This is a genomic window from Salegentibacter maritimus, from assembly GCF_016236915.1.
In the GTDB taxonomy this organism is placed as follows: Bacteria; Bacteroidota; Bacteroidia; order Flavobacteriales; family Flavobacteriaceae; genus Salegentibacter; species Salegentibacter maritimus.
In genome coordinates this window covers 177,302-201,673 of sequence record NZ_JAEHOK010000004.1, presented here as the reverse complement: position 1 = coordinate 201,673, position 24,372 = coordinate 177,302, and the positions used below count along the sequence as shown (strand labels likewise).

General features: G+C 38.0%; 22 protein-coding genes. 11 read left to right on the top strand and 11 right to left on the bottom strand.

Going from position 1 to position 24,372, the window contains the following annotated elements; all coding sequences use genetic code 11:
- Positions 1–213 precede the first annotated feature (213 nt).
- From I6U49_RS04970 to I6U49_RS04960, 3 genes are all read left to right on the top strand, one after another.
- Complete coding sequence (locus I6U49_RS04970; RefSeq protein ID WP_198627550.1) at positions 214–1,194, top strand: IS110 family RNA-guided transposase; 981 nt, start codon at positions 214–216, stop codon at positions 1,192–1,194.
- A gap of 340 nt (positions 1,195–1,534) precedes the next feature.
- Positions 1,535–1,783 carry a DUF7218 family protein gene (locus I6U49_RS04965; RefSeq protein ID WP_193711653.1) on the top strand — a complete coding sequence of 83 codons (249 nt, stop codon included), beginning with the start codon at positions 1,535–1,537 and terminating at the stop codon, positions 1,781–1,783.
- Between the two features lie 275 nt (positions 1,784–2,058).
- A complete protein-coding gene (locus tag I6U49_RS04960) occupies positions 2,059–3,093 on the top strand; it encodes an App1 family protein (RefSeq protein ID WP_193711652.1) in 1,035 nt (344 codons plus the stop codon).
- Positions 3,094–3,095: 2 nt separating this feature from the next.
- On the opposite strand, the gene I6U49_RS04955 is transcribed toward I6U49_RS04960, so the two are convergent.
- Entirely contained in the window at positions 3,096–3,761 is a 666-nt protein-coding gene (locus I6U49_RS04955) for a sterol desaturase family protein (protein WP_193711651.1), read from the bottom strand.
- 11 nt (positions 3,762–3,772) lie between these two features.
- Positions 3,773–4,387, bottom strand: coding sequence for a deoxynucleoside kinase (locus tag I6U49_RS04950; protein WP_193711650.1), 615 nt, complete (start codon positions 4,385–4,387; stop codon positions 3,773–3,775).
- A gap of 165 nt (positions 4,388–4,552) precedes the next feature.
- Between I6U49_RS04950 and I6U49_RS04945 the strand changes: the two genes are divergently transcribed.
- On the top strand, positions 4,553–5,446 hold the full coding sequence (locus I6U49_RS04945) for a DUF302 domain-containing protein (protein ID WP_198627823.1): 894 nt from the start codon (positions 4,553–4,555) through the stop codon (positions 5,444–5,446).
- On the opposite strand, the gene I6U49_RS04940 is transcribed toward I6U49_RS04945, so the two are convergent.
- Positions 5,443–6,360, bottom strand: coding sequence for an AraC family transcriptional regulator (locus I6U49_RS04940; RefSeq protein WP_193711648.1), 918 nt, complete (start codon positions 6,358–6,360; stop codon positions 5,443–5,445). The genes I6U49_RS04945 and I6U49_RS04940 overlap by 4 nt on opposite strands.
- Positions 6,361–6,473: 113 nt before the next feature.
- On the opposite strand from I6U49_RS04940, the gene I6U49_RS04935 reads away from it, so the two are divergent.
- Together I6U49_RS04935 and I6U49_RS04930 are read left to right on the top strand one after the other, a co-directional pair.
- Positions 6,474–7,973: an aldehyde dehydrogenase family protein gene (locus I6U49_RS04935; protein WP_198627822.1), complete on the top strand. Its 1,500-nt coding sequence runs from the start codon at positions 6,474–6,476 to the stop codon at positions 7,971–7,973.
- Between the two features lie 3 nt (positions 7,974–7,976).
- A complete protein-coding gene (locus tag I6U49_RS04930) occupies positions 7,977–8,336 on the top strand; it encodes a DUF779 domain-containing protein (RefSeq protein WP_198627821.1) in 360 nt (119 codons plus the stop codon).
- A gap of 206 nt (positions 8,337–8,542) precedes the next feature.
- Here I6U49_RS04930 and I6U49_RS04925 read toward each other — a convergent pair whose 3' ends face one another.
- From I6U49_RS04925 to I6U49_RS04915, 3 genes are all read right to left on the bottom strand, one after another.
- Positions 8,543–8,911 (bottom strand): DUF6122 family protein, encoded by a 369-nt coding sequence (locus I6U49_RS04925; protein ID WP_193711645.1) that lies wholly within the window; start codon positions 8,909–8,911, stop codon positions 8,543–8,545.
- A 56-nt stretch (positions 8,912–8,967) separates the two neighbouring features.
- On the bottom strand, positions 8,968–9,300 hold the full coding sequence (locus tag I6U49_RS04920; RefSeq protein ID WP_193711644.1) for a DUF202 domain-containing protein: 333 nt from the start codon (positions 9,298–9,300) through the stop codon (positions 8,968–8,970).
- 108 nt (positions 9,301–9,408) lie between these two features.
- Positions 9,409–12,702 (bottom strand): amidohydrolase family protein, encoded by a 3,294-nt coding sequence (locus I6U49_RS04915; protein WP_198627820.1) that lies wholly within the window; start codon positions 12,700–12,702, stop codon positions 9,409–9,411.
- A gap of 334 nt (positions 12,703–13,036) precedes the next feature.
- Between I6U49_RS04915 and I6U49_RS04910 the strand changes: the two genes are divergently transcribed.
- The gene (locus I6U49_RS04910) at positions 13,037–13,555 is read left to right on the top strand and encodes a DinB family protein (RefSeq protein ID WP_198627819.1); all 519 of its coding nucleotides are present in this window, start codon (positions 13,037–13,039) and stop codon (positions 13,553–13,555) included.
- Here the strand turns inward: I6U49_RS04910 and I6U49_RS04905 are convergent.
- From I6U49_RS04905 to metK, 5 genes are all read right to left on the bottom strand, one after another.
- Positions 13,552–14,493: a pyridoxal-phosphate dependent enzyme gene (locus I6U49_RS04905; RefSeq protein WP_198627818.1), complete on the bottom strand. Its 942-nt coding sequence runs from the start codon at positions 14,491–14,493 to the stop codon at positions 13,552–13,554. The genes I6U49_RS04910 and I6U49_RS04905 overlap by 4 nt on opposite strands.
- Before the next feature lie 67 nt (positions 14,494–14,560).
- Complete coding sequence (locus tag I6U49_RS04900; RefSeq protein WP_193711640.1) at positions 14,561–15,013, bottom strand: universal stress protein; 453 nt, start codon at positions 15,011–15,013, stop codon at positions 14,561–14,563.
- A gap of 111 nt (positions 15,014–15,124) precedes the next feature.
- Complete coding sequence (locus I6U49_RS04895) at positions 15,125–16,054, bottom strand: 2-hydroxyacid dehydrogenase (protein ID WP_198627817.1); 930 nt, start codon at positions 16,052–16,054, stop codon at positions 15,125–15,127.
- A gap of 26 nt (positions 16,055–16,080) precedes the next feature.
- The gene (locus tag I6U49_RS04890) at positions 16,081–17,445 is read right to left on the bottom strand and encodes an acyl-CoA dehydrogenase family protein (RefSeq protein ID WP_198627816.1); all 1,365 of its coding nucleotides are present in this window, start codon (positions 17,443–17,445) and stop codon (positions 16,081–16,083) included.
- 132 nt (positions 17,446–17,577) lie between these two features.
- Positions 17,578–18,834, bottom strand: a complete 1,257-nt coding sequence (gene metK, locus I6U49_RS04885; protein ID WP_198627815.1) for a methionine adenosyltransferase — start codon at positions 18,832–18,834, stop codon at positions 17,578–17,580.
- Between the two features lie 891 nt (positions 18,835–19,725).
- On the opposite strand from metK, the gene I6U49_RS04880 reads away from it, so the two are divergent.
- The 4 genes from I6U49_RS04880 (at position 19,726) to I6U49_RS04865 (ending at position 24,338) form a co-directional block, all read left to right on the top strand.
- Positions 19,726–21,018, top strand: coding sequence for an O-acetylhomoserine aminocarboxypropyltransferase/cysteine synthase family protein (locus I6U49_RS04880; RefSeq protein ID WP_198627814.1), 1,293 nt, complete (start codon positions 19,726–19,728; stop codon positions 21,016–21,018).
- A gap of 85 nt (positions 21,019–21,103) precedes the next feature.
- On the top strand, positions 21,104–22,117 hold the full coding sequence (locus I6U49_RS04875; protein ID WP_193711635.1) for an alpha/beta fold hydrolase: 1,014 nt from the start codon (positions 21,104–21,106) through the stop codon (positions 22,115–22,117).
- Positions 22,080–23,153: a homoserine dehydrogenase family protein gene (locus tag I6U49_RS04870; RefSeq protein WP_198627813.1), complete on the top strand. Its 1,074-nt coding sequence runs from the start codon at positions 22,080–22,082 to the stop codon at positions 23,151–23,153. The genes I6U49_RS04875 and I6U49_RS04870 overlap by 38 nt, the downstream gene beginning before the upstream one ends.
- A 21-nt stretch (positions 23,154–23,174) precedes the next feature.
- Entirely contained in the window at positions 23,175–24,338 is a 1,164-nt protein-coding gene (locus tag I6U49_RS04865) for a trans-sulfuration enzyme family protein (RefSeq protein WP_198627812.1), read from the top strand.
- Positions 24,339–24,372: the final 34 nt, after the last annotated feature.

Here is a 24,372-nt window from a genome sequence, read left to right as displayed (position 1 = left end):
TTCCTTTAGACTTGCAAGAGTAAAATTTGTGTAAATTAAGGATTAAAAAAGAGTAGGCTAACTATAACAAGTTCCAGTTAAAAGAGCTATATGCTGATTCAGTACCTACTCTTTCCCTAAATAGTAACTCAAATAGAAATTCGGGATTAAAAGCCCATTATTAAGGAATTGAGTCCTATTTAATTTAATCCATTCATAACTAAAACCAAAATTATGAAAAATTCATTGACTTTTGTAGGTATTGATATCAGTAAAAACACATTGGATATTTGTTCTATAAAAGGTGAGAAGAAACTGGCCAAACGTATTGATAACAACAAAAAAGCTATAAAAGTTTTTTTTAGTGGCTCAAAGCCACAAAGTTTAAAAGTCTGTATTGAGAATACGGGGCGATATGGCCGTAAGATTATTGAAGTCTTAACCTCTTTAAATATCGTTTTTTACGAAGTAAATCCTTTGCATTTACACAAAAGTATTGGACTCACCAGAGGAAAAGATGATATTATAGATGCCTTCCGTATTGCTAAATTCCTGGAAAAAAACCACACAGAACTCGAACCACATCAAAAACCAGAACCGGGAATAGAAAAGCTGAAAGCACTTATATCCCATAGGAACCTGTTAATTAAGCAAAGAGCCCAACTCAAAGCAAAAAACAAAGAAAACCTACTGATTGCAGATCTTGACTTGCCGCAACTGGAAGAGCACGGAGCTGAACTTATTCAATTACTAACTGAAAAAATAAAACAAACCGACAAATCAATAATTGAGGTTATTGAGCACAATAGTGTATTGAAGCACCAATACCATTTAATACGTGCTATTCCTGGAGTAGGTCCTATTTTATCGTGGAATATGTTGATTAAAACAAATGCATTTAAATCGATCACAAATCCTCGTAAATTTGCCTGTTATGCTGGAGTGGCGCCATTTTCAAAAAGTTCAGGAACTTCTGTTTTTGGTAGGGCATCGGTTTCTATCTATGCAGATAAAGGCATTAAGAAAATACTGCATTTAGCAGCCATGAGGGCGATCCAATTGCCTTCTGATTTAAAACAATATTACCATCGAAAGGTAAATGAAGGCAAAAACAAAATGAGCGTCTTAAATGCTGTAAGAAATAAGATCATTCATAGAATTTTTGCCATCATAAAAAATCAAAAAATATATAATAATAACTTGCAAGTGTCATAGAAATCAGCTTGATGAAAAATAGGTTTTTCAAACAGCTTCTTTCTGGAAATAAAAAGGGGCTAATGTCCCTTTCTTACTCGATAATCGATAGATTTATCCCGATAGTTATCCGGCCTCTTAGGCTTGGCTCAAAATGGAATTATATTCTCCGATCTTGCTTCGAAGTAGTTTGCTTATTAATTCTTTTTCACAAGGTTTTGATGCCCCAAAGTTGAGATTTTCATAAATTTTATAATTCATTTTAAAGCCGAAGCCCTTTCCAATTTTAACAAAGCTACAACTAAGCTTCCGTGTTAATTCTTTTAAATTTAAGAATAGAAGAAACCTAAAAAATAATATTATGGCTAAAGATCATGGACCATCTATTAAAAATGATGAGCAATACGAGGAATTAAGGGATAAAGGAATGAGTAAATCTAAAGCAGCACGAATTGCAAACGACCCCAATTCTGGTGAAAAAGGTGGAAAAGCCGATAAATATGAAGAGCGTACCAAAGAGGAACTCTATGAGAAAGCCCAGGAGATCGGGATTGAAGGCCGGAGCGATATGAGTAAAGATGAATTGATAAAGGCCCTTAGAAACCACTAGAATGAGTAATAGGTAGCTGTTCTAGGGGTTTTTCATGTTTAGATTTATTAAAAAAGAAGCTTAATCTTGATACGCTAAATAGGTACAGGAGTTACCATATTTTGTAGAGAGGCATAAAATAAAGATAAAAACGAAAGTAGAAGAGAGGTTTTGAAGGTATGTAAGGTTGATGTATGTAAAACAGATCAGTTAGCACTTCGCATCTTCCTAAAGTTTATTTAAAAGTAAGGTCGCGCTATCCTATAATTTTTAACTTGTCCGAAAGCGCAAATTTCATGAAAAAAAGAATACGTAAGCTGGCTGGCAGGTATAAGCTAATAGATCAGGTATTAATTACACCTTATAGAAGCTATGCTACACATTCTCATTTATATATAAAAGGCCGTGTATTGGATAATGAGCCGCTAAAAATTATTAAGGATGCCAATATTTTTAGAACCATAAAAACCACTTATAAGCAGTTTGATACTTTTGAGATTCCTGATGCTCAGGTAGATTTACTACTGCCTGGGAAAGTGCCGGCAACTACAAAAACCAATGCGGAAGGCTATTTTTTATTTGACAATGATATTAAGCAAAACCTGGCACAGTATGCAGATGCAGAGGGCTGGTTAGATTATAAGCTATACTATAAGGGGCCAATGGGGAAGAAAACCCAGTTATTGGAAAATCCGTTTACCGGTAGTTTTTTAATTCCGGATCCCGAAGCAGAATATGGTGTAATTAGCGATATAGACGATACCATTTTACATACCGGTGTTACGTCTTTTTTAAAACTTAGATTGCTCAAAAATTCATTGCTGACCAATGCCTATGATAGAATTCCGCTAAAGGGAGCGGCAGAATTTTACCAAAAACTGCACAAAGGACGTAACAACACACCAAATAACCCCATTTTTTATTTAAGTAACAGCCCGTGGAATTTATATGAGTATTTAAAATTATTTTTAGACCATAATGCTTTTCCCAAAGGACCAATTTTACTCCGGAAATTTAGCACGCCGTTCGATGGGAGTTTGAAACCGGAAAAACCACATAAGCAAAAAGAAATCACCAATATTTTACAGACCTATACAGGTATGAATTTTATTCTTATAGGTGATAGTGGTGAACACGACGCTTCTATCTATACCGAGATTGCTGCCCAATATCCCGATAGGATTCTGGCAATTTATTTGCGTAGTGTAAAACATAAAAAGCAGATGAACCGGGTGCGAAGTATAATCGATAACTTCAATACCACTCCTGTGCTAATGGTAGAATCTTCGCAAGAAGCCGTAGCCCACGCAAAAGGACAGGGGTTTATCTAATACTAGTCGTCAATGCTTTTTCCTACTGCAGTTTTTCTGCTGGCCGCCGTTTTTCTAGGCATCGTTCTAAAAATATGATCCCAAAGTGGGGAAGATACCCCAAATGCCCTGTCTGGCTCACGGTAGTGATGAATGCTATGGTGCTGCCATAAAACTTTTAAGAAATTGTTTGGTACCTTAAAAGCGTGCACCGAGTAGTGTACGGCAAGGTAGCCTGCATACCCAATTAAAAATCCGGCAAGGAAACCAAAAACATAATCTCCCAATACCGCCCGGTATATAATAAAAAGTATGGTAGCAATTATTAAACTCAACACCGGTGGCATGGCTAGCCTTGATTTATCTTTTGGATAGTCATGGTGTACCCCATGCATGGTGTAAGATATTTTTTTCTTTCTTTCGCTGGTAGCAGGGATATGGTACAAATACCTGTGCATAATATATTCCACAAAAGTAAAAAAGAAAAGACCGGCCGCGAAAAGGCCTATCATCATAGGTGCTTCAAAACCTTTTTCAATAACTCCGTAGTAGATTAAAGCAGCAGCAATAAGCCCAAAAATAATTAGGGGCAGGGAAATATGTGTATGCGTTAGCTTTTCTAAAATAGGGTTATCAAATAGTTTTGGAGAGCCCTTATGTTTTGGTCGTTTAAGTTTTGTTGATTCCATCTTACTTGTTTTTAAAATAATCCGTGAAGCTCAGCGTCAATTCGGTTTATAATATCTCCTAGATCTTCAGGGTTATCTACAAAGTTAATATTATCTACATCTATTATCAATAGATTGCCTTTGTTGTAGTTATGAACCCATGCTTCGTAGCGTTCATTTAACCTGCTCAAATAATCTATAGAAATAGAGTTTTCGTAATCCCGGCCTCTTTTGTGTATTTGAGAGACAAGGTTTGGGATGCTGCTTCTTAAATAAATAAGAAGATCGGGGCCCTGCACCACGCCTTCCATAAGATCAAAAAGAGAACTGTAGTTTTCAAAGTCCCTGTTGGTCATTAATCCCATTGCGTGAAGGTTAGGGGCAAAAATATGGGCATCTTCATAGATTGTTCTATCCTGGATGATTTTTTTTCCGCTCTCTCGTATTTGAAGTGTTTGCCGAAATCTACTATTTAAAAAGTAAATTTGGAGGTTAAAAGACCAACGTTCCATTTTATTATAGAAATCTTCGAGGTAGGGATTTTCTAAGACATCTTCATACTGTGCCTCCCAATTATAATGTTTTGCCAATAATTTAGTAAGGGTGGTTTTTCCCGCGCCAATGTTCCCTGCAATCGCTACATGCATAAAGTTGTTATAATTAGATAGTTGTTAGAGCCGCTTTAAAAAGCGGCCTGCAAAGATACAAGAATTAGTATTCTTTGAATTTTCCACTTTGTCAAAATACTCATAAATCTTGAAAAGCTAAAGTTTTTCATTCTATATCTTCTTAAAATTCATTAACTTAAAGCTATGAAATTCCTGTTAAAATATTTCTTCCTTATTTTTTATTGCGGAATTCAATTAGGAACGGCTCAGGAGAAAGAGAAGGACTATTTAATGCTTGCCCGCAGTGATTATAGTTTTAAAGAAACGGCCTCGCGTTTGGCAAAAACTTTAGAACAACATAATACGTTCACTTTTTTTTCAAAAATTGAACATTCAAAAGAGGCTAAAAAAGCCGGTTTAGAGCTCTCAGAAAATCTCCTTTTTATTTTTGGTGATCCTAAACAAGGTTCCCTTTTAATGCAAAAAGATCAATTGGCGGGTCTGGAACTCCCGCTTAAAATATTGGTATATAAACAAGACAATCAAACTATAATAACATATAGTAGTACCAATTACCTGAAACAGCGCTACGATCTTAGAAAAAACAAGGATCTGGGGAATCTTAGTAAAACGCTTAAAAGCATAGTTTCTAAAACTGCGGGCAATAGGGTTAAAAGCTCCGGAAAGCTCAAGCTGAAAAAACACCAGGGTATTATCTCAGAAATTAGTGAGTTTAACTTTAATGCCACTTACAATCGTCTTGTAACGGCGATTAAAGAGAATCCTGATTTGCAGATTTTTATGGAGTTAGATCATTTTAAAAATGCTGAGGAAATAAATATTGGATTGCGCCCTACTAAACTCATCATATTTGGGAGTCCAAAAATTGGTACGCCAATTATGAAGGAGAATAGCAAAATTGCCCTGGAATTACCGATTAAATTTTTGGTTTGGCGTGATGAAGCCGGTGTGGTGAAAATATCCTACAACGACCCTGTGTTTCTGGCACAAAGGTTTAAACTTACCAAAAACCTTCCACAGTTGAGTGCTATGAAAAATGCATTGGAGGAACTAAGTGGAAATGTCGCAAAATATTAAGCGATATTGTTTTTAACCAATTTTCTATATTGATTAGGAGTAATTTTCTCAAAGCGCTTAAACTGACGGTTAAAATAGCTGGTATTGTTAAAGCCACTTTTATAAGCGATATCGGCAAACTTTTTATTTGTTTGCTGAATAAGTTTTTTTGCAAACTTAATTCGCTCTGCGTTTAGGTAATCTATTGGGCTTTCGCCAAAGGTGTTTTTAAAGCTTCTATAAAAGTTTGAAGTGCTCATACAGGCTTTATTGGCCAATTTATCTACTTGAATATTTTCGGTAAGGTGCTCCCGCATGTATTTTACAATAAAAGCCATCCTATTATTGTCAAAAAGTGTTTCGTTGTCTAAAAGCATAACCTTTGCTTTGGTTTGAAGCAACCTAATAATAAGTTCTTTTAGCATTAAATCTAGCAATGCGTCTCTAGCTGTCCCGGCCTCCAGGAAAGTATTGAAAATTCGATCTAGTACAAATTGTACCTGTTGATTATTGTCTAAATGAACCGCAGTAGTGTCGAAACTATGAGTGTCATTTTCAAATTCAATTCGGGTGTTTTCATTAAAGATTTCAACCGTTTCTTTAATCTTTTCAGGATCAATTCCCAAGGCAAGGCACCGGGTTGGATTTTTTGCACTTGCTAACGGAAAGTCTATAAGCATCTTTTTATCTGAAGGCAAAACAACCGATTCCCCTGGGAAAAAATCAAAGGCCTTTATTCCGTCAAGATGCATCACCTTTTTTCCGGTAAGCATACTCGCAATAATTGGGAATCCAAACTTAAGGTTTATCTTCTCGGCTACCTGCCTGGTTTCAAAAACATTTAACTCAGCGTAATCTGAACTGTAGATCGTTCTGTTTTCAATAGAAGTTTTTAGCTTTAAATCGTGATTATATTTTAGTAAATTATCATTCAAAACCTTTTTAATTTAATTACTTGATAGTAATGTGGTATTTATTAATAGGAATGTTCAATTAATTGGTGTTAAATTTAAATAAATTGTATTGCTAAAATATTAAAATTATTTCTATGAGCTACTCAGCACCAAAATTTAAAGAAAAATACGGTAATTTTATTAATGGGAAATTTCAGGATCCTATAGATGGGGCCTATTTTGAAAACCATTCTCCGGTAGATAATAAGGTATTGGCGAAATATCCCAGGTCTAATGAAAAGGATGTGAATAATGCCATTGAAGCGGCTAACAATGCTAAACACGAGTGGGGGAAAACCTCGGCTTCAGAACGGGCTGCTATTTTGCATAAAATTGCCGATGTAATCCAGGAAAACCTGGAAACATTTGCACAAATGGAAACCGCCGATAATGGGAAGGCTATTCGGGAAACAATGAATGCCGATGTACCCCTGGCCATAGATCATTTTAGGTATTTTGCGGCCGCAATTAGGGCCGAAGAAGGTTCGGCTACCGAACTTAATGAAAATACCCTCTCTTTAATTATAAATGAACCTTTGGGAGTGGTTGCCCAAATTATTCCGTGGAACTTTCCATTATTAATGCTTGCCTGGAAGGTAGCGCCTGCTTTAGCATCTGGTAACTGCATTGTTTTAAAACCTGCTGAACAAACCCCTGCTTCAGCAACATTTTTAGCCGAAAAAATAGCTGATTTATTGCCCCCGGGTGTATTTAACGTGATTCACGGTTTTGGGCCCGAAGCAGGAAAACCATTAGCGTCAAGCCCAAATGTAGACAAAGTTGCCTTCACGGGAGAAACCACTACCGGGCAATTAATTATGCAATATGCTTCAAAAAACCTACACCCGGTAACTATGGAATTGGGTGGAAAATCGCCTAATGTATTTTTTAATAGCATAATGGACCATGACGATGCTTTTCTCGATAAATGTATTGAAGGCGCCGTACTTTTCGCCTTTAACCAGGGAGAGGTTTGTACTGCACCTTCCAGAATTTTAATCCAGGAAGATATTTACGACGAATTTATTAAGCGGGTAATTGAGCGTACCAAAGCTATAAAAATGGGTAATCCGTTTGAAGAATCTACCATGATGGGTGCCCAGGCTTCCAGTGATCAGCATCAAAAAATCCTGGAATATATCAAGATAGGAAAAGATGAGGGTGCCGAGGTTTTAGCCGGAGGAGGAGCAGCAAAACTGGATGGAGATTTAGGAAACGGATTTTATATTCAGCCCACTATTCTGAAAGGTCATAATAAAATGAGGGTGTTTCAGGAAGAAATTTTTGGCCCGGTGGTAGCCGTTTGTACTTTTAAAGATGAAGCCGAGGCTATTGAAATTGCAAACGATACGATGTATGGTCTTGGTGCCGGGGTTTGGACCCGTGATGCACATCAATTATATCAAATTCCACGGGCAATAAAAGCCGGTCGGGTTTGGGTAAATTGCTATCATGATTATCCGGCCCACGCGCCATTTGGAGGTTACAAAAAATCTGGTTTTGGAAGGGAAAATCATTTAATGATGTTAAACCATTATCGCCAAAGCAAAAATATGTTAATCTCCTACGATAAGAATAAACTGGGTTTCTTTTAAAAAATGGATTATAAAAGAGTAGAAATAACTCCTGAAGCAAATAAATTGCTACAAGAACTGAAGCAACAGCACGGCGAGGTGATTTTTCACCAAAGTGGTGGCTGTTGCGACGGCTCTACCCCTATGTTATTGCCAAAAGAAGATTTTTATATTGATGATAACGATATATTGCTTGGCGAAGTTGGTGGAGTGAATTTTTATATGAGCCGGGACCAATTCGAATATTGGAAGCATACCCATTTAACGGTAGATATCGTTAAGGGGAGGGGAGGTAGTTTCTCTTTAGATATCCCTACCGGCTACCGTTTTCTTATAAAGTCACGAATGCTTAATGAGGAAGAAAATAAAAATTTAAACCCTTAAAATATTGCTTAGGCAATGCCTGAAAACTGCATATACCCCAAATATGCCGTTTTTCAGGTTTTTTTTTGATATCTAGATTTAATTTTTTTGTCTTTTAAAATCCCTAAGATGTTCGAATTTGAAACTAATTTATTGGCACTGCCAAAGGGTGTAACACCCCGAGGTAGTTTACTTTAAAATTATGCTGCACGATATTTCTGTGGAATTTAATGAACCCATTTGTAAATTTCAGAAGAAGTATAACACTCACCGCATTTAGAAAACATCCAAAGGCAGTCTATAAAATCGGTTAGCATATGGAAAAGTAAACCTATAAATATCAATTTCCATAGCTTGTTCTTAATAAAAAGTACACCTAATACATAACCCGCGATGGCAAAATGTGAATGTAGGGGATGATAGCCAATTCCGCAGCGCATAGGGTGAAATAGGGGAGTGGCAAAAATATGGTCTATATCTACAGTCATGGTAGCCAGTAGAATAAGCCAGTTTTTTTTCCAGTTCTTTTTATCATAGAACCAGGCAATAGCACCAATGGCTATAAAATGAAGAAAATAATGTGTGAATGTTTGCAAATGAAGCTCTTAAAAATTGAAGTTTTTAAAGAAAATTGAAGCCTGTATTTAACTTATTAAGGCTCCTCTTTCTCTTCAGCAGAAGATTCTATCTTGCCCTTTAAAAGATCTTTCATTTTATTTTTGAGTACGATAAATCGCCAAATTCCAATAGTAAGAAACAAAACAGAAATTACCAGGGCCAAATAGCCAATGTAATGCATCTCTTGATATTCCTTTAGCTGAATTAAAGCCAATCCCCCCAGTAAAAAATACATAGATGCTTGCGTGTAAGATAACAATGTACGCTCATTGGCGAGCTTAGTTCTTTCTAGCGCAAGATGTTCACGAATAATGCTTTCATCTATTTTTCTGTGAGTGAAAAGCTTACCAAATTTTACCCTTCTCATAAAATTTCATATTTCAGCATAGAAACTGGATAGTTAATTTGCTTTAAAAGTTACCAAATTAGGTTTGTTTAAACAAAAGCTAAAATTAACTATCCAATTTATGAGTTTTTAATTTGTTAATCTATGGCAGGTACAACCGGGAGCAGTAAAGCTCTGGGTGCTTTCGTGCCATGGGAAAGCCGCATTATATTTGTTGTTTTCCCAGTAAAATTCATTGCGTTCTTTTGGGTTGTTTCCAATTTCATTCATAGTCTCGGCTTCATAAAGCCTGCCATTTACCATGGTATAAATAACCGATTCAGAGTTACGAATATCCTCCAATGGATTTTTCTCTAAAACAATTAAATCGGCTAGTTTACCTTCTTCTAAAGACCCGATTTCACTACCCATGCCAATATATTCGGCACCGTTAATGGTGGCGGCTTGGAGGGCTTCCAAATTCGTCATGCCTCCCATTTGCAATAACCAAAGTTCCCAGTGGGCACCAAGACCCTGTAACTGCCCGTGTGCGCCAAGATTTACTTTTACACCAAGGTCAGATAGTTCTTTAGCGGTGTTTGAAACTAAAATAGGTCCGTTTTCATATTCTTCATCAGGAAGTTTGGTACGGTGCCTTGATCTTGAATCTACAATTTGACGCGGAGTAAAATTCAGTAAACGCTCATTCTCCCAAACATTATCTTTTTGATAAAAATAATATTCACCGTTTACGCCTCCATAATTAACTATTAATGTAGGGGTGTAACCGGTTTTGCTGTTTCCCCAAAGTGTTTCTATATCTTTATAAACAGGAGCTATAGGAATATTATGCTCTATCCCGGTGTGCCCATCTACAATCATATTCATATTATGCAAAAACGTACTTCCACCTTCGGGCACTACGTTCATCTCTAACTCTTTCGCTGCCTGCATTATTTGCTGGCGCTGTTCGCGGCGTGGTTGATTATAACTTTTTACCGAGGTTGCCCCAAAGGCTTTTGTTCTTCTTAAAGCCGATTTAGCATCTTCCAAACTATTTATAACTGCTTTAAAATCTCCTTCAGCACCGTATAAAATAATTCCCGTTGAGTAAATTCTAGGCCCTACCATTTCACCGGCTTTTACCAGTTCTGCCATACTAAAAATGCTTTCACTTAAAGCCGAAGGATCGTGCACGGTAGTTACCCCAAAGGCCATATTTGCGTATAAAGGCCAATGCTTTTTGGGGGTTAAACCATATCTAAAAGCACCAATATGAGCGTGTGCATCTACAATACCCGGCATGATGGTTTTTCCTTCCAGGTCATAAACTTTGGCATTATTGGGAATAGTCACTTCGGAAGCTTCGCCTACTGAAACAATTTTATTTTCCTTAATTAAAATACTTCCGTTTTCAATTATCTCGTCACCATTCATGGTAATGATCCTGGCATTTGTGAAAGCTATTTGCCCTTTAGGTACATCGGTTTTTAATTCCAATCCTATTTTTGTTCCTTTTTCGGTAATGGCTGGAATAGAATCTGGAGAGCTTTCCAGGAACGTAAAACGCTCTGAAACTTTATTGGTAAAATACTCGTCACCTAAAGTCCAGTGTACTTTTTCACTGTTGTTAGACCAATGCAAGTTCATCCCGGCATCTTTGGTGATTTGGGTTACCGGAATACTTTTGGTATTGTTATCTAAATCTAAAGGTCTTCCTGTTAAGGTAAGTGGTGCTAAATAGGCCTGGTGCAGGTGGCTAAAAGCTACCCATTCATTGTCTGGGCTAGGTACTAAACGGTTGGCACGTTTTGAATTTATATGCGTGCGCTCGTCATTTCCGTTTAAATCAATACTTTTTAGGCTTTTTTGCAAGCTACCCATAAGTGCACCCCCGGTTTGAAAGAAAATACGGGAATCGTCTTTGTTGTACATCGGGAAATCTCCTGTGTGGTGGATTTTCTTTTTGTTTTCTCCTGAAGCACTTATCGTGTAAATTCCCGGTTCTTTGCTAAATGTTTGCCCCTGGTCACTATTGCCCCTTTCTTTCACAAAAACAATTTGTTCTCCATTATTTGAAAAAGCCGGGTTTCTGTAAATACCTTTTTCTGAAGTTAGCTTCTGCGGATTTCTTCCATTTAGGCTAACTTTCATTAAAGCTCCCATTTCTGAGTCGTTCCAGGTTACGTAAACAATTTCTTTCCCGTTTGGAGAAAAAGCAGGTTCAAATTCAAAATCTTCACTCTTTGTAATTCGCTGAGGTTTTCCGTTAGGTAAAGATTTTTTCCACAAATAACCAACGGCATTAAAAACCAGGGTTTTTCCGTTTGGTGAAGTCACCGCATGGCGAATTACTTTTGGGTTGAATTCTTCTGAAAACACCTGGTGTTCGCTACGATGGGTTTCAGCGATTTCTATGGTGTTTTCAACTTCAAAAGGAATTACTTCGGTTTCGTAATTTTCAATATTTACTTTATTGATTTTTCCTTCACTCCAAAAAACAAGCTCTTTTCCTGAAGGCATCCAACTAAATCCGGGATATACCCCAAAAATAGCCCAGGCTTCCTGTTGGTCTTTACTCAATTTATCGTAAACCGGCCATTCTTCGCCTGTTTCCAGATCGTGAATGTATAAAACCGATTTGGTTCTAACTCGTTTAATAAAAGCAAGTTTTTTGCCATCGGGTGAAACCTGAGGTCTAGCTGCGCCCCCGGGACCACCGGTGATAGTTTTATTTTTACCGGTTTCAAAATCGTAGCGTTTTATTACGTAAATCTGCTTATTCGGGTCTTTGTTGTATTGAAACATTCCGCCGGGATACATATCTTCACTGTAGTAAAGGTAGCGGCCATCTGGAGAAATACTGGGCTCATTTACGTCTTGCTGGTCGTTTTTACGTTCTGTAAGTTGTAGGCCTCCTTCACCGCCAATATGGTACAGCCACATCTCGCCGGCACCAAGAGAACGTCCCGAGGTAAAATGTTTTCTGGCTACTATGGCATTGCCATCTGGAGTCCAAACCGCATTGTTTAATAGCCTGAAATTTTCTTTGGTAAGTTGCCTGGCATTTTCTCCTTCGGCATCCATAATCCAAATATTGTCACCGCCTCCGGCATCGCTGGTAAAAGATATTTTAGAACCATCGGGGCTAAATCGCGGCTGAACTTCATAGGCCATACCACTTCTTAAAAGTTCTGCTTTACCACCGGTAATTGGCATTTTGTAGATATCGCCCAAAAGGTCAAAAACAATGGTTTTGCCATCTGAGGAAACATCAAGGTTCATCCAGGTGCCCTCATTGGTTTGAAGCTGAACTTCTTTAATATTCCAATCGTCGGAATAAGGATTGTTTACATCCCATTTCTTTTTCTCTTCGTCTTCCTGAGAGAAAAGTGGTGAAGCGGCTAAAAGTAACAAGATAGCCGGAAGGAAATTTCTAAGCATAGTGTAATTTTTAATGATTTTTGTTATGATGCCAATTATAAAAGTCTCAATTCGAGCGTTTTTTGAAGTGAAAAAATGTATTGAGAAGGCTAAACACTTGAGTCTGTTCTCAATTAATTTTCATTGTTATTATTCATAAAAACTATTCGAATTGATATGCCCTTAGTGTTTAATAAGCTCTTATTTTAAGAGGCTAAATATACTATGAAATGCTTAAAAGCTAAAGCAGATATGTAGATTTAAAACCTGAAATCTTATGACGCATGTTTTTTATGATTATTACTTTTTCTATTAAGTTTGATGTAAATAATATTTTACTGAAATTCTTAAAAAAATGGGAGATAATAAACCTGAAGTTTGGTTACGGGGAAAAGTAGCGGGGGTGCCTAATTTGTTGCAGCCTGTGGCTCATGCACTTTTGCAATCCATGGAAGAAATAGAAAAATACACGCAGGGATTTCCGGAAGAGTTACTTTGGAAAATACCCTCAGGAAGAGCTTCTGTGGGTTTTCATTTGCAACATTTAACCGGAGTAGTAGATAGAATGTTAAGCTATGCAAAAACTGAAAAGCTATCGGAAGCTCAATTTGCTTATTTGAAAAATGAGGGAAATTCAAATGAAGATATTTCCATAAAAATCCTGGTACAAAATTTCCGAAAGAAGGTAGAGGAGGCAGTCGTTTTTCTTAAAAATACCCCTGAAGATATTTTGACAGAAAATAGACCGGTGGGTAGAAAAGCATTGCCATCTAGCGTAATTGGTTTGTTGTTTCACGCAGCAGAACATAGCCAACGGCACGTTGGGCAAGTTTTGGTAACGGTGAGTTTTTTAAAGGAAAACCGGGAAATTTAAAAAGGTAAATTGCTTACATCTACATTGCCTCCCGAGATAATAATCCCTACTTTTTTTCCCTGAAATTTTTCTTTTTCACGTAAAAGGGCTGCAAAAGCTACCGCTGCCGATGGTTCAACTACAATTTTAAGCCGTTCCCAAATAAGCTTCATAGCGGAAATAATTTCTTCTTCCTCTACCCGAATAATTTCAGAGACTCTTTCTTGAATAATAGGGAAGTTTTTATCGCCCAGGTGGGTTTTTAAACCATCGGCAATGGTATTGGTACTTTTGTTAAACTCAATTTTTCCGCTTTTAAGAGACCTGTAGGCATCGTCAACTTCAAAGGGTTCTGCACCTATAGTTTTGCATTTTTCAGCATAAAAGTCTACCGCAAGTGCTGTGCCCGCTAAAAGTCCGCCGCCACCAACGGGAGTTATAATTACGTCTAATTCGGGAAAATCTTCCAGAAATTCCTTAGCTGCGGTGCCCTGTCCATAAATTACATCAAGATCATTAGAAGGATGCAGAAAAATAGCTCCCGTGTCTTCCTGTATTTTTTTGGCTGCTGATTCCCGGGCTTTTATATTGGGTTCACATTCGGTAATTTGCCCGCCATAAGTTTTTACGGCCTCTTTCTTTACTTGTGGAGCAGAGGAGGGCATTACAATGTAAGCCGGAATTCCCAGACTTTTTGCTGAAAGTGAAACTGCTTGTGCAAAGTTGCCCGAAGAATGGGTAACCACGCCTTTTTTACGCTCTTCTGCACCTAACGCCAAAATTGCGGCCGTAGCACCACGCATTTTAAAAGCACCCATTCTTTGAAAATTCTCGCATTTAAAATATACTTCGGTCCCTGCGAGACCGTTCAATAATCGCGATCGCATAATGGGCGTGCGCTTAATATAGGGTGCAATATTGGAGTGTAAGTTTGTGAATTCCTCTTTGCTTATCATCATACAAGACTTCTACGAATAAAATTAATGCCAATAAATGTTGCGATTTTAATAGCAATGAAATAAACGCTTATTTTTTTTCTTCAATGGGTACAGCAAAAACCGGTATTTCAGCGTTTTTAAAAAGTTCTACCGATACACTTTCGGCAAAAAGATTGTAAAAAAAGCTGTGTTTGTGCGTACCTACAATAAGCATATCGGCTTTCAATTTTTTGGCTTCTTCCAGAACCGTTTCTACAGTAGAGCCTTGAATTAAAAGGGCTTCAGATGGTATTTTTTCACTAATAAACATCTTGCAAATTTCCTGTAATTCTTTATGTTCGGTTTTAAGTTCGTCGGCACGCATGTCCCTTATGTATTGAGGGCCGGTGCTATAACCCACAAAATCGGGATCTGGGGCGGCCACGTGAACCACCCAGATCTTTGCCTTAAATTTCATTGCAATACTTTCAGCATAAGCCATTAGTTCCCCAACGGCATCGTTAAAATCTATGGCTACAAGAATGTTTTTGAAATTTTTCATAAGTAACTTTTTTATTGGCGCCGCAAAAGGGTGTAATACCTCCAAGGCTTGCCTCGACATTAAAAATTTGTTTCCAACGAATGCCTCGTGAGCTTGACACGAGGTAGTTTACTAATAACCTATGTCTCTTTTTACTTCATTTTTAAGTGGTTCCCTGTCCTGCAATCTTTCGTAGTTTTCAATAATTTGCGGTACCACAGATTTTGGATGGGTAACACTGGCAATGTGGGGAGTTACTCTAATTTTTGGGTGTTTCCAAAACGGATGTTCATCTCTAATGGGTTCTTCCCAAAATACATCTAAGGCAGCCCCCGAAAGATGACCATCATCTACTTTGGCCAATAAGTCCTGCTCTACCAAATGTTCTCCACGCGCAACATTTATTAGATAGGCCCCCTTTGGTAATTTTTCGAATAATTCTTTGTCGAGTATTTTTTCGGTATTCGGAGTTAAAGGGAGCATATTTACCAGGATATTGGATTGTTCCAGGAATTCGTCTAGTTCATCTTCGCCGGCAAAGCTTTCTACATTTTCAATTTCTTTTTTATTTCTTGAAAATCCAATTACCTGAAAATCGTTTTGAAGTAATTTATGTGCTACCCGTTGTCCCAGGTTTCCAATTCCTAAAATCCCTACTTTAATTTGATTGTTTCGGGTGTAGGGAACAGGTTCCCACTTTTCGTTAAGTTGACTTTCCCTGTAATGCAGAAGGTTTCTTTGGTGAGCCAGAATAAGGCTCAGTACAAAAGTCCCCATATCTTCTTCTAATCTATCATCTACTACTTTAGTGATTTTAATATTTTCGGGAAGCTCTTCATCACTGGTAATATGGTCTACCCCGGCACCCATAGAAGCAATCACTTTTAAATTAGGGTAATTTTTGAAAATTCCGCGTGGATGCTTCCAGGTAAGGGCAAACTCTACTTCTTCTTTATCATGGTCTTCCGGATAAACATAAATGTTTAGGCCCGGATGTTGTTCTTTTAATGCTTTAACCCAGGCTTCCGGGTCTTTCCCCGGACTAATAACTAATAATGACATTCTTTTTCTATTTTTTTTGATTAGTATTAACTCACAAATGCACTATAACCCGTAATTGCACGGCCTACAATAAGTGAATTTATTTCTTTTGTTCCTTCATAACTATAAATGGCTTCTGCATCGGCCACAAAACGCGCTACATCGTGTTCAAGTAAAATACCATTTCCGCCCATTACTTCGCGGGCACGGCTTACTACATCCCTGGTGCGCATACTGCAAAATACTTTGGCCAGAGATGCGTGTTCGTCTGTAAGCAAATCGGCATCCTGCATTTCAGAAAGCCTAAAAACCAGGGTTTGCATTGCAGTAAGATTGGATACCATTTCTACCAGGTGATTCTGAATTAGTTGGTAAGAGGCAATGGGTCTTCCAAACTGTTCCCTTTTTCGGGTGTATTTTAGAGCACTTTCGTAAGCTCCACGGGCGCAGCCAACCGCCTGCCAGGCCACCCCTGCCCTGGTCATGCGAAGTACTTTTGCGGTATCTTTAAATGAATTGGCGTTTTGCAACCTATCACTTTCGGGTATCTTACAATCGGTTAAGGTAATGAGGGCATTTTGTACAATTCGCAGCGCCATTTTATCCTGCATCTTTTCAGCCTTAAAACCGGGATTTTCTTTTCTAACCAGGAAACCTTTTACCTGGTTACTATCTTCATCTCTTGCCCAAATAATAATTACATCGGCGAAGGTGGCGTTACCTATCCATTTTTTCTGTCCGTTTAAGATCCAATTTTCGCCATCAAACTTACAGGTGGTTTCCAGGCCACCGGCAACACCAGAACCTACATTTGGTTCTGTAAGGCCAAAAGCGCCAATCGCCTCCAGTTTTTGCATTTTTGGAAGCCACTCTTGTTTTTGTTCTTCGCTACCACATAGATAAATAGAGCCCATTGCAAGCCCGCTATGTACGCCAAAAAAAGTTGAGATAGACACATCTACCCTGGCGATTTCCTGCGCAATGATACCTTCCATTAAGAAAGGAAGGTTGGGGCAGCCATAATCTTTGTAAGGAACGCCCGTAATATTTAATTTCTTGAATTTTTCAATGATTTCGTGTGGAAATTTAGCCCGGTTCCAATGGTCGTTCACCAAAGGTCTCACTTCATCTTCCATAAAATTTCGCACCTGCATCTGGAGCTTGCGTTGCTCTTCTGTTAACTTAAGGTCTAAGTTGTAAAAATCACCATCTATGGGAGGGAGATCGCTTTGGCCTTTTTTACGCTTGGCTTTTAACATTTTCATTAAACCCTGCAGCTGACGTTCATCGAGCTGGCCTAAACTTTTTACCGCTTCAGAAAGATCTATTTGTTTATTGATTTTCGCTAATTGATCCATATCAACCGACTTTAATAGGTTGATAGTGTTTTTTACTTTTTTAAAAACAGACATAAGACGCTTGGTTAGTGTAATTCTAAAAATAGGAATTAAAACTGCGCCCCGTTGTTAAAGCTTTCCGAAGAAAAAGTCAAAAAAAATACCGCTGATTGCAGCGGTATTTTAAATAATTATGGCATTTGTAATTTAAAGCTTAAAAGCTTCCTTTACTTTATCTACATAATCCAGTTTTTCCCAGGTAAATAATTCAACTTCTTTCTTTATTTCTCCGGAATAAGGACTTTTAAAGATTTTTGTAATGGTTCTTGGGGTTTTTCCCATATGCCCGTAGGCAGCGGTTTCGCGATAAATAGGGTTTCTAAGTTTTAACCTGTCTTCAATGGCCCAGGGGCGCATGTCAAAAATTTCAGCTACTTTTTTAGCGATTTCTCCATCTTTCATATCTACTTTGGCTGTACCGTAAGTTTCTACAGAGATTGAAGTAGGCTCTACCACCCCAATGGCGTAAGAAACCTGTACTAACACTTCATCGGCAAGCCCGGCGGCCACTAAATTTTTGGCTACGTGCCTGGAAGCATAAGCAGCAGATCTATCTACCTTGCTGGGATCCTTACCTGAAAAAGCACCACCTCCGTGGGCACCTTTACCACCGTAGGTGTCTACAATAATTTTTCTTCCGGTTAGACCGGCATCACCGTGAGGACCGCCAATAACAAATTTTCCTGTAGGGTTTATATGATAAGTGATGTCGTCGTTAAATAGTTTTTGTACATATTCAGGTAATTGTGCCTTTACCCGGGGAATAAGAATTTCAATAATATCTTTCTTAATCTTTTTCAGCATTTCCTCATCGTTACCATTAAAATCGTCGTGCTGGGTAGAAACCACAATGGCAACAATCTTTTGCGGAACATTATCATCGCTATATTCTATGGTAACCTGGCTTTTAGAATCTGGCCTCAGGTAAGGAATATCTTTTCCTTCCCGCCTTAATTTTGCCAGTTCAATAAGAATTTTATGTGAAATGTCCAGTGCCAGCGGCATATAGTTTTCGGTTTCGTTGGTAGCGTAACCAAACATCATACCCTGGTCTCCGGCACCTTGTTCTTCCTTGTTTCCACGATCTACACCTTGATAAATCTCCTGGGATTGTTCGTGAATTAATGAGATTACACCACAGGAATCCCCGCTAAATTTATAAGCCCCTTTGGTATAACCAATATCGTTTATTACTTCCCTGGCAATGTTTTGTACATCTAAATAGGTATCACTTCTAACCTCACCGGCAAGTACAACCTGTCCTGTAGTTACCAGGGTTTCGCAGGCAACTTTGGAGTTTTCATCAAATGCAAGAAAATTATCCAGCAGTGTATCGCTAATTTGATCTGCGATTTTATCGGGGTGTCCTTCAGATACACTTTCTGAAGTAAATAAATATGCCATATTTAAAAATGTTTTTAAAAAATATGGGCAGCATTTGACAGATAAAGCTAAGAGGAGTGTATTACTGCTTTAGCATTTTTAATACACAATTCGTGTATTTGAGGGTTGCAATCAGTCAAATCCTTCCCTTTAATTAATTCGGGTACAAATGTATAAAAATAACCTCAACTCGAACTTGCTTTAACTTTCTTTTTTATTCGGTTTAAGGATGTTAGCAACGTAGATAAAAGCATCTATTTTGTAATTATTTGACTTACAGTTTATTGTCTTTGTTTTTGATTTGAAAATGAAGAATTGTTATTTTTAAATCAAAATAAATATCGACTTTTTATTTTTTACGCCTTTTAAAATTTTTTTCGTAAAAATGCTGTTTCGATTTGGAAATTAGAAATTTCTCCCCTTATATTTGCCGGGAACAAAACAAAGAAATGTACCAGACAATTTTCAATATGATGCGTATGATGATGTGGAAAGCCTCCGCAGCGCATTCAATTGAATAAATCTGAAAAGATAAAATTGAAAAAGCCGCTGCCAAACGCAGCGGTTTTTTTATGTCATAATTTAATGTTGTAAGCTTAGAATTACAATAAAAAATAAAACGAAGAATTCCGGTTTTCCGGAGCTATAGAAATAAACGAGATGAAAAAGGCAATGAACAATATGATGATGCGTGATATGATGATGTCTATGATGATGCGACACATGAATCGCTATTGCCAAAACCGAATTTAACTTAGTTTGTTTAGAGTTCAATTTAAAAGGTCCCCTTGGTAATAGCTACTTAAGGGGACTTTTTTTTACAAAACAATTATATACCCGCAAAGTAGGGAATTCAATAAAAAATAAATCAAACTTCAAAATACGAAGTAAGAATATAAAAAATTAGAAATTATGAGTACGCAAAAATTTTCAACAAACGCATTACACGCCGGTCACGATACTAAAAACAATGGAGGAACAAGGGCTGTGCCTATTTATCAAACCACTTCTTATGTATTTAATAATTCAGATCACGCTGCAAATCTTTTTTCATTGGCTGAACCCGGATACATCTACACCCGCTTAAACAACCCAACGAACGATGTTCTGGAGCAAAGGCTTGCTGCATTGGAAGGAGGTATTGCGGCAGTAGTTACTGCATCTGGAACAGCTGCTATAAACACTACGCTTTTAACGCTTTTGAAAGCCGGAGATCATATTGTAGCTTCCAGTAGTTTGTATGGAGGAACTTACAATTTACTGAGCGTAACCTTACCTAGATTGGGAATTACCACCACCTTTGTAGATCCTGAATATCCCGAAAACTTTAAAAAGGCGGCCAAAGAAAATACCCGTGCAATTTTTGTGGAATCTCTAGGGAATCCAAAACTCGATGTGCTAGATCTAAAAGCCATTGCTGCAGAAGCCAGTGCACTTAAAGTTCCGTTTATAGTTGATAATACTGTTGCTACCCCTTCATTGTTAAAACCCATTGAGCACGGAGCAGATATTGTTATTGAATCGCTTACCAAATACATTAGCGGTAATGGAACTTCGCTGGGAGGTGCTATTATTGATGCAGGTAATTTTGACTGGGCAAATGGAAAGTTCCCTGAATTTACAGAGCCATCACCGGGTTACCACGGACTTGTTTATCACGAGGCATTGAAAGAAGCAGCTTTTATTGCTAAAGTTAGAATTGAAGGTCTTCGCGATCACGGGGCAGCATTAAGCCCATATAATGCTTTTCAGATTTTACAGGGGCTGGAAACCCTGGAAATTAGGATAAAACAACATAGTGAAAATGCCCTTGCGCTCGCCCAATGGTTGGAACAGCAAAAAGAAGTGAAGTGGGTGAATTATCCGGGGCTTGAAAGTAGTAAGTACAATAAACTGGCTAAAGAATACCTTCCAAAAGGCCAAAGTGGTGTGGTTACTTTTGGAGTAGAAGGTGGCTTTGAATCGGCTAAAGTTATTGCCGACGAGACCAAACTATTTTCTCTTGTTGCCAATATTGGAGATACCAAATCTTTAATTATTCATCCTGCAAGTACCACGCATCAGCAACTGGACGAGAAGCAACAGGCAACAACCGGAGTTACAAAAGACCTTATTCGACTTTCTGTAGGACTTGAAAATATAGAAGATTTAAAAGCAGATTTAGTGGAGGCATTTGCCAAGATTAAAGAAAAAGCACTGGTTTAATTTATTGTTGGTGGAAAGGCAAAGGAGAAAGCAGCCAGGTTAAGTCTTTTTCCTTTTGCTCTTTCTAAATCAAAAAAAGAGAAAAATGCTTCAGGAACTCTGTTTAAAAGATTTTAGGAATTCGGCGGGAACGGTACAGGATATCCATTTGAGCTTTCAACAATTTGGGCAAAGCCATAAAACTGCGCCGGTTGTTTTAATAAACCACGCGCTTACAGGAAACTCTCAAATTACCGGGAAATTGGGGTGGTGGACCAAAATTGTAGGTGAAAACAAAAGTGTAGATACCAATAAATTTAGTATCCTGGCTTTTAATATTCCGGGTAATGGATTCAATGGGAAAAAAGAACACCTAATTGAAAATTACAAGGAGTTTACCCTGGCCGATATTGCCAGAATTCAAGCCCTGGCCCTGGAACGTCTGGAAATAGAAAAACTCTTTGCTATAATTGGCGGCTCTATAGGAGGGGCCCTTGCTTGGGAATTGGCTGCTTTAAAACCCGATTTGGCCGAACATATTATTCCTATTGCAACCGATTATAAAGCTACAGATTGGGTGTTGGCAAATTGTAAAGTGCAGGGACAAATATTAAATAACTCTAATACCCCGGTAAAAGACGCTAGAATGCATGCCATGACTTTTTACCGTACGCCACAATCCCTAAGTAAAAAATTTAACAGAAGCAAAGAAGAACTGGAGCCTTGTTATAAGGTTGAAGGCTGGTTGCAATACCACGGTAAAAAATTGGAAGAACGTTTTCAACTGGCGTCATATAAATTAATGAACCATTTACTAACCACCATAGATATTAGTAAAGGTAGCGGTAAATACCTGGAGGCCGCAAAAAAAATTAAGGGCGATATTCATATAGTAACGGTAAATTCAGACTGGTTTTTCCTGGCCGACGAGAACTGGGACACTTATGTAAACCTTTCGCTCGAAAAAAATAATGTGAGTATTCACGAAATAAAATCAATACACGGGCATGATGCGTTTTTAATTGAAGCCGCACAACTGTCTAGATTTTTAAAACCTGTATTTAAAACCAACATTAAAGAAAATGAAAAAAGTGAACATCATCTTGTTTGGGATCGGTAACGTAGGAAGTACCCTTATCAATCAATTACTTAACGCAAAAGAGCAATGGGAAAAGAATTCGGGAGTTTCAATAAGCATTCCGGTAATTGCCAACTCTACAAAAGCACTTTTTACTACCGAAGGAATTTCTGAAAACTGGCAAGAAGAATTCAAAAGCAAAGCTAAAAATTATAAACTTGAAGATATCCTGGATTTTACCAGAACCAACGATCTTGAAAACTTAATTGGGATAGATGCTACGGCAAGTAAGGAGTTTGCATCAATTTATATAAGGTTAATTCAAAATGGCTTTAACCTGGTAGCGGCCAATAAGGTAGCCAATACCTTATCTTCAGATTTTTACAAAGAAATACGTAAAGAACTGGATTATCACGGCAAATATTTTTATTACGAAACCAATGTAGGTGCAGGGTTGCCCATAGTACAAACCGTTCAGGACCTATACCAATCTGGTGAGAAAGTCACCAAAATTCGTGGAGTTTTCTCCGGTTCGTTAAGCTTTATTTTTAATACTTTTTCCGAAAATCAGGAAGAATTTTCTGATGTATTAAAGAAAGCGGGAACGCTTGGTTATACCGAGCCTGACGCCCGCGAAGATCTTTCAGGTAACGATGTTGGTAGGAAATTGTTAATTCTTGCCCGTGAGCTTGAGTTAGATAAGGAGTTTCAAGAAGTTAAAATTCAGTCTTTAATTCCCGAGAAATTAAACGGAAAAACTACCGCAGAGGAATTTCAACAAAGACTTGGGGAGTTAGACGAGATTTTTAGCAAACACAAGAACGAGCAGGAACAAGGTAATGTATTGCGATATATTGGTGAGATTGAAGTAGCCAGTGCCAGCCTGGAGGCAAAGCTTATTTCTGAACCAAAAAATACAGCCCTGGGACAAATTAAGGGAGCCGATAACATCTTTGAGATCTACACCGAATCTTATGGAGATCAACCCCTGGTTATTCAGGGAGCAGGTGCAGGAGCTGCCGTAACTGCCCGTGGAATTGCTGGCGATGTACTTAAATTATCGCAAAGGCTAAATTAAAAAACAACAAAACCAACAATTATGCATTTTGAATCCGAAGCCATTAGAACCCAAAACGAACGAACGCAATACCAGGAGCATTCCACGCCCTTGTATCTTACGTCTAGTTTTGTTTTTGATGATGCCGAAGACATGAGGGCTTCTTTTTCTGAGGAAAAAGAACGCAATATCTATAGCCGCTTTACAAATCCGAACAATTCAGAGTTTACTGAAAAAATGGTAAAAATGGAAGGGGCAGAGGCCGGTTTTTCTTTTGCCACAGGAATGAGTGCTGTTTTTTCCAGTCTTGCGGCCTTGTTAAATAGTGGCGATCATATAATTTCGGCCAGAGCTGTTTTTGGCTCTACCCACAGTTTGTTTACCAAATTTTTTCCAAAGTGGAATATTTCGCACTCTTATTTTAATGTAAACGAAGTTGATAAGATTGAAGAATTAATAAAGCCGGAAACCAAAATGATTTTTGCCGAAACGCCTACCAATCCCGGTTTGGATATTTTGGATTTGGAGTTGTTGGGGAGGATTGCGAAAAAGCATAATATTATTCTGGTAATTGATAATTGTTTTGCCACACCCTGGTTGCAAAACCCTATTAAATATGGAGCAGATTTAGTAATTCATTCTGCAACAAAACTAATAGATGGTCAGGGGCGTGTGCTAGGAGGGGTAACTGTAGGAAGAGCCGATTTGATTCGGGAAATTTATTTGTTCTCAAGAAATACCGGCCCGGCTTTGTCGCCATTTAATGCCTGGGTGCTTTCAAAAAGCCTTGAAACTCTGTCGGTGCGTTTGGATAAACATTGCGAAAACGCCGAAAAAGTAGCACGGTTTTTAGAATCCCAGGCCAACGCTGAAAATGTAAAATATCCATTTTTGAAATCGCATCCACAATATGAGATTGCAATAAAACAAATGAAAAAAGGAGGAAACATTGTTTCCTTTGAGATTAAAGGGGGGATTGAAGCAGGTAGAAAGTTTATTGATGCCGTAAAACTCTGTTCAAGATCTGCCAATTTGGGAGATACAAGAAGTATTGTGACGCATCCTGCCTCTACCACCCATAGTAAATTAAGTGAAGAAGATAGATTGGAAGCTGGGATAACCCCCGGTTTAGTTAGGGTTTCGGTAGGCCTGGAACATGTAGAAGATATAATAGAAGACCTAAAGCAGGCATTAAATTCAATTTAATATGCTCATTTCAGCAGAATGCTTTCGTTTTGAT

Excerpts from the sequence above, each read along its gene's own strand:
- I6U49_RS04920 (WP_193711644.1), bottom strand. The coding sequence starts at position 9,300 with ATGAGAAGGGTAAAATTTGGTAAGCTTTTCACTCACAGAAAAATAGAT.
- I6U49_RS04910 (WP_198627819.1), top strand. The coding sequence starts at position 13,037 with ATGGGAGATAATAAACCTGAAGTTTGGTTACGGGGAAAAGTAGCGGGG.
- I6U49_RS04965 (WP_193711653.1), top strand. The coding sequence starts at position 1,535 with ATGGCTAAAGATCATGGACCATCTATTAAAAATGATGAGCAATACGAG.
- I6U49_RS04880 (WP_198627814.1), top strand. The coding sequence starts at position 19,726 with ATGAGTACGCAAAAATTTTCAACAAACGCATTACACGCCGGTCACGAT.
- I6U49_RS04935 (WP_198627822.1), top strand. The coding sequence starts at position 6,474 with ATGAGCTACTCAGCACCAAAATTTAAAGAAAAATACGGTAATTTTATT.
- I6U49_RS04960 (WP_193711652.1), top strand. The coding sequence starts at position 2,059 with ATGAAAAAAAGAATACGTAAGCTGGCTGGCAGGTATAAGCTAATAGAT.
- metK (WP_198627815.1), bottom strand. The coding sequence starts at position 18,834 with ATGGCATATTTATTTACTTCAGAAAGTGTATCTGAAGGACACCCCGAT.
- I6U49_RS04865 (WP_198627812.1), top strand. The coding sequence starts at position 23,175 with ATGCATTTTGAATCCGAAGCCATTAGAACCCAAAACGAACGAACGCAA.
- I6U49_RS04945 (WP_198627823.1), top strand. The coding sequence starts at position 4,553 with ATGAAATTCCTGTTAAAATATTTCTTCCTTATTTTTTATTGCGGAATT.
- I6U49_RS04955 (WP_193711651.1), bottom strand. The coding sequence starts at position 3,761 with ATGGAATCAACAAAACTTAAACGACCAAAACATAAGGGCTCTCCAAAA.
- I6U49_RS04900 (WP_193711640.1), bottom strand. The coding sequence starts at position 15,013 with ATGAAAAATTTCAAAAACATTCTTGTAGCCATAGATTTTAACGATGCC.
- I6U49_RS04875 (WP_193711635.1), top strand. The coding sequence starts at position 21,104 with ATGCTTCAGGAACTCTGTTTAAAAGATTTTAGGAATTCGGCGGGAACG.
- I6U49_RS04905 (WP_198627818.1), bottom strand. The coding sequence starts at position 14,493 with ATGATGATAAGCAAAGAGGAATTCACAAACTTACACTCCAATATTGCA.
- I6U49_RS04890 (WP_198627816.1), bottom strand. The coding sequence starts at position 17,445 with ATGTCTGTTTTTAAAAAAGTAAAAAACACTATCAACCTATTAAAGTCG.
- I6U49_RS04930 (WP_198627821.1), top strand. The coding sequence starts at position 7,977 with ATGGATTATAAAAGAGTAGAAATAACTCCTGAAGCAAATAAATTGCTA.
- I6U49_RS04915 (WP_198627820.1), bottom strand. The coding sequence starts at position 12,702 with ATGCTTAGAAATTTCCTTCCGGCTATCTTGTTACTTTTAGCCGCTTCA.
- I6U49_RS04895 (WP_198627817.1), bottom strand. The coding sequence starts at position 16,054 with ATGTCATTATTAGTTATTAGTCCGGGGAAAGACCCGGAAGCCTGGGTT.
- I6U49_RS04970 (WP_198627550.1), top strand. The coding sequence starts at position 214 with ATGAAAAATTCATTGACTTTTGTAGGTATTGATATCAGTAAAAACACA.
- I6U49_RS04950 (WP_193711650.1), bottom strand. The coding sequence starts at position 4,387 with ATGCATGTAGCGATTGCAGGGAACATTGGCGCGGGAAAAACCACCCTT.
- I6U49_RS04870 (WP_198627813.1), top strand. The coding sequence starts at position 22,080 with ATGAAAAAAGTGAACATCATCTTGTTTGGGATCGGTAACGTAGGAAGT.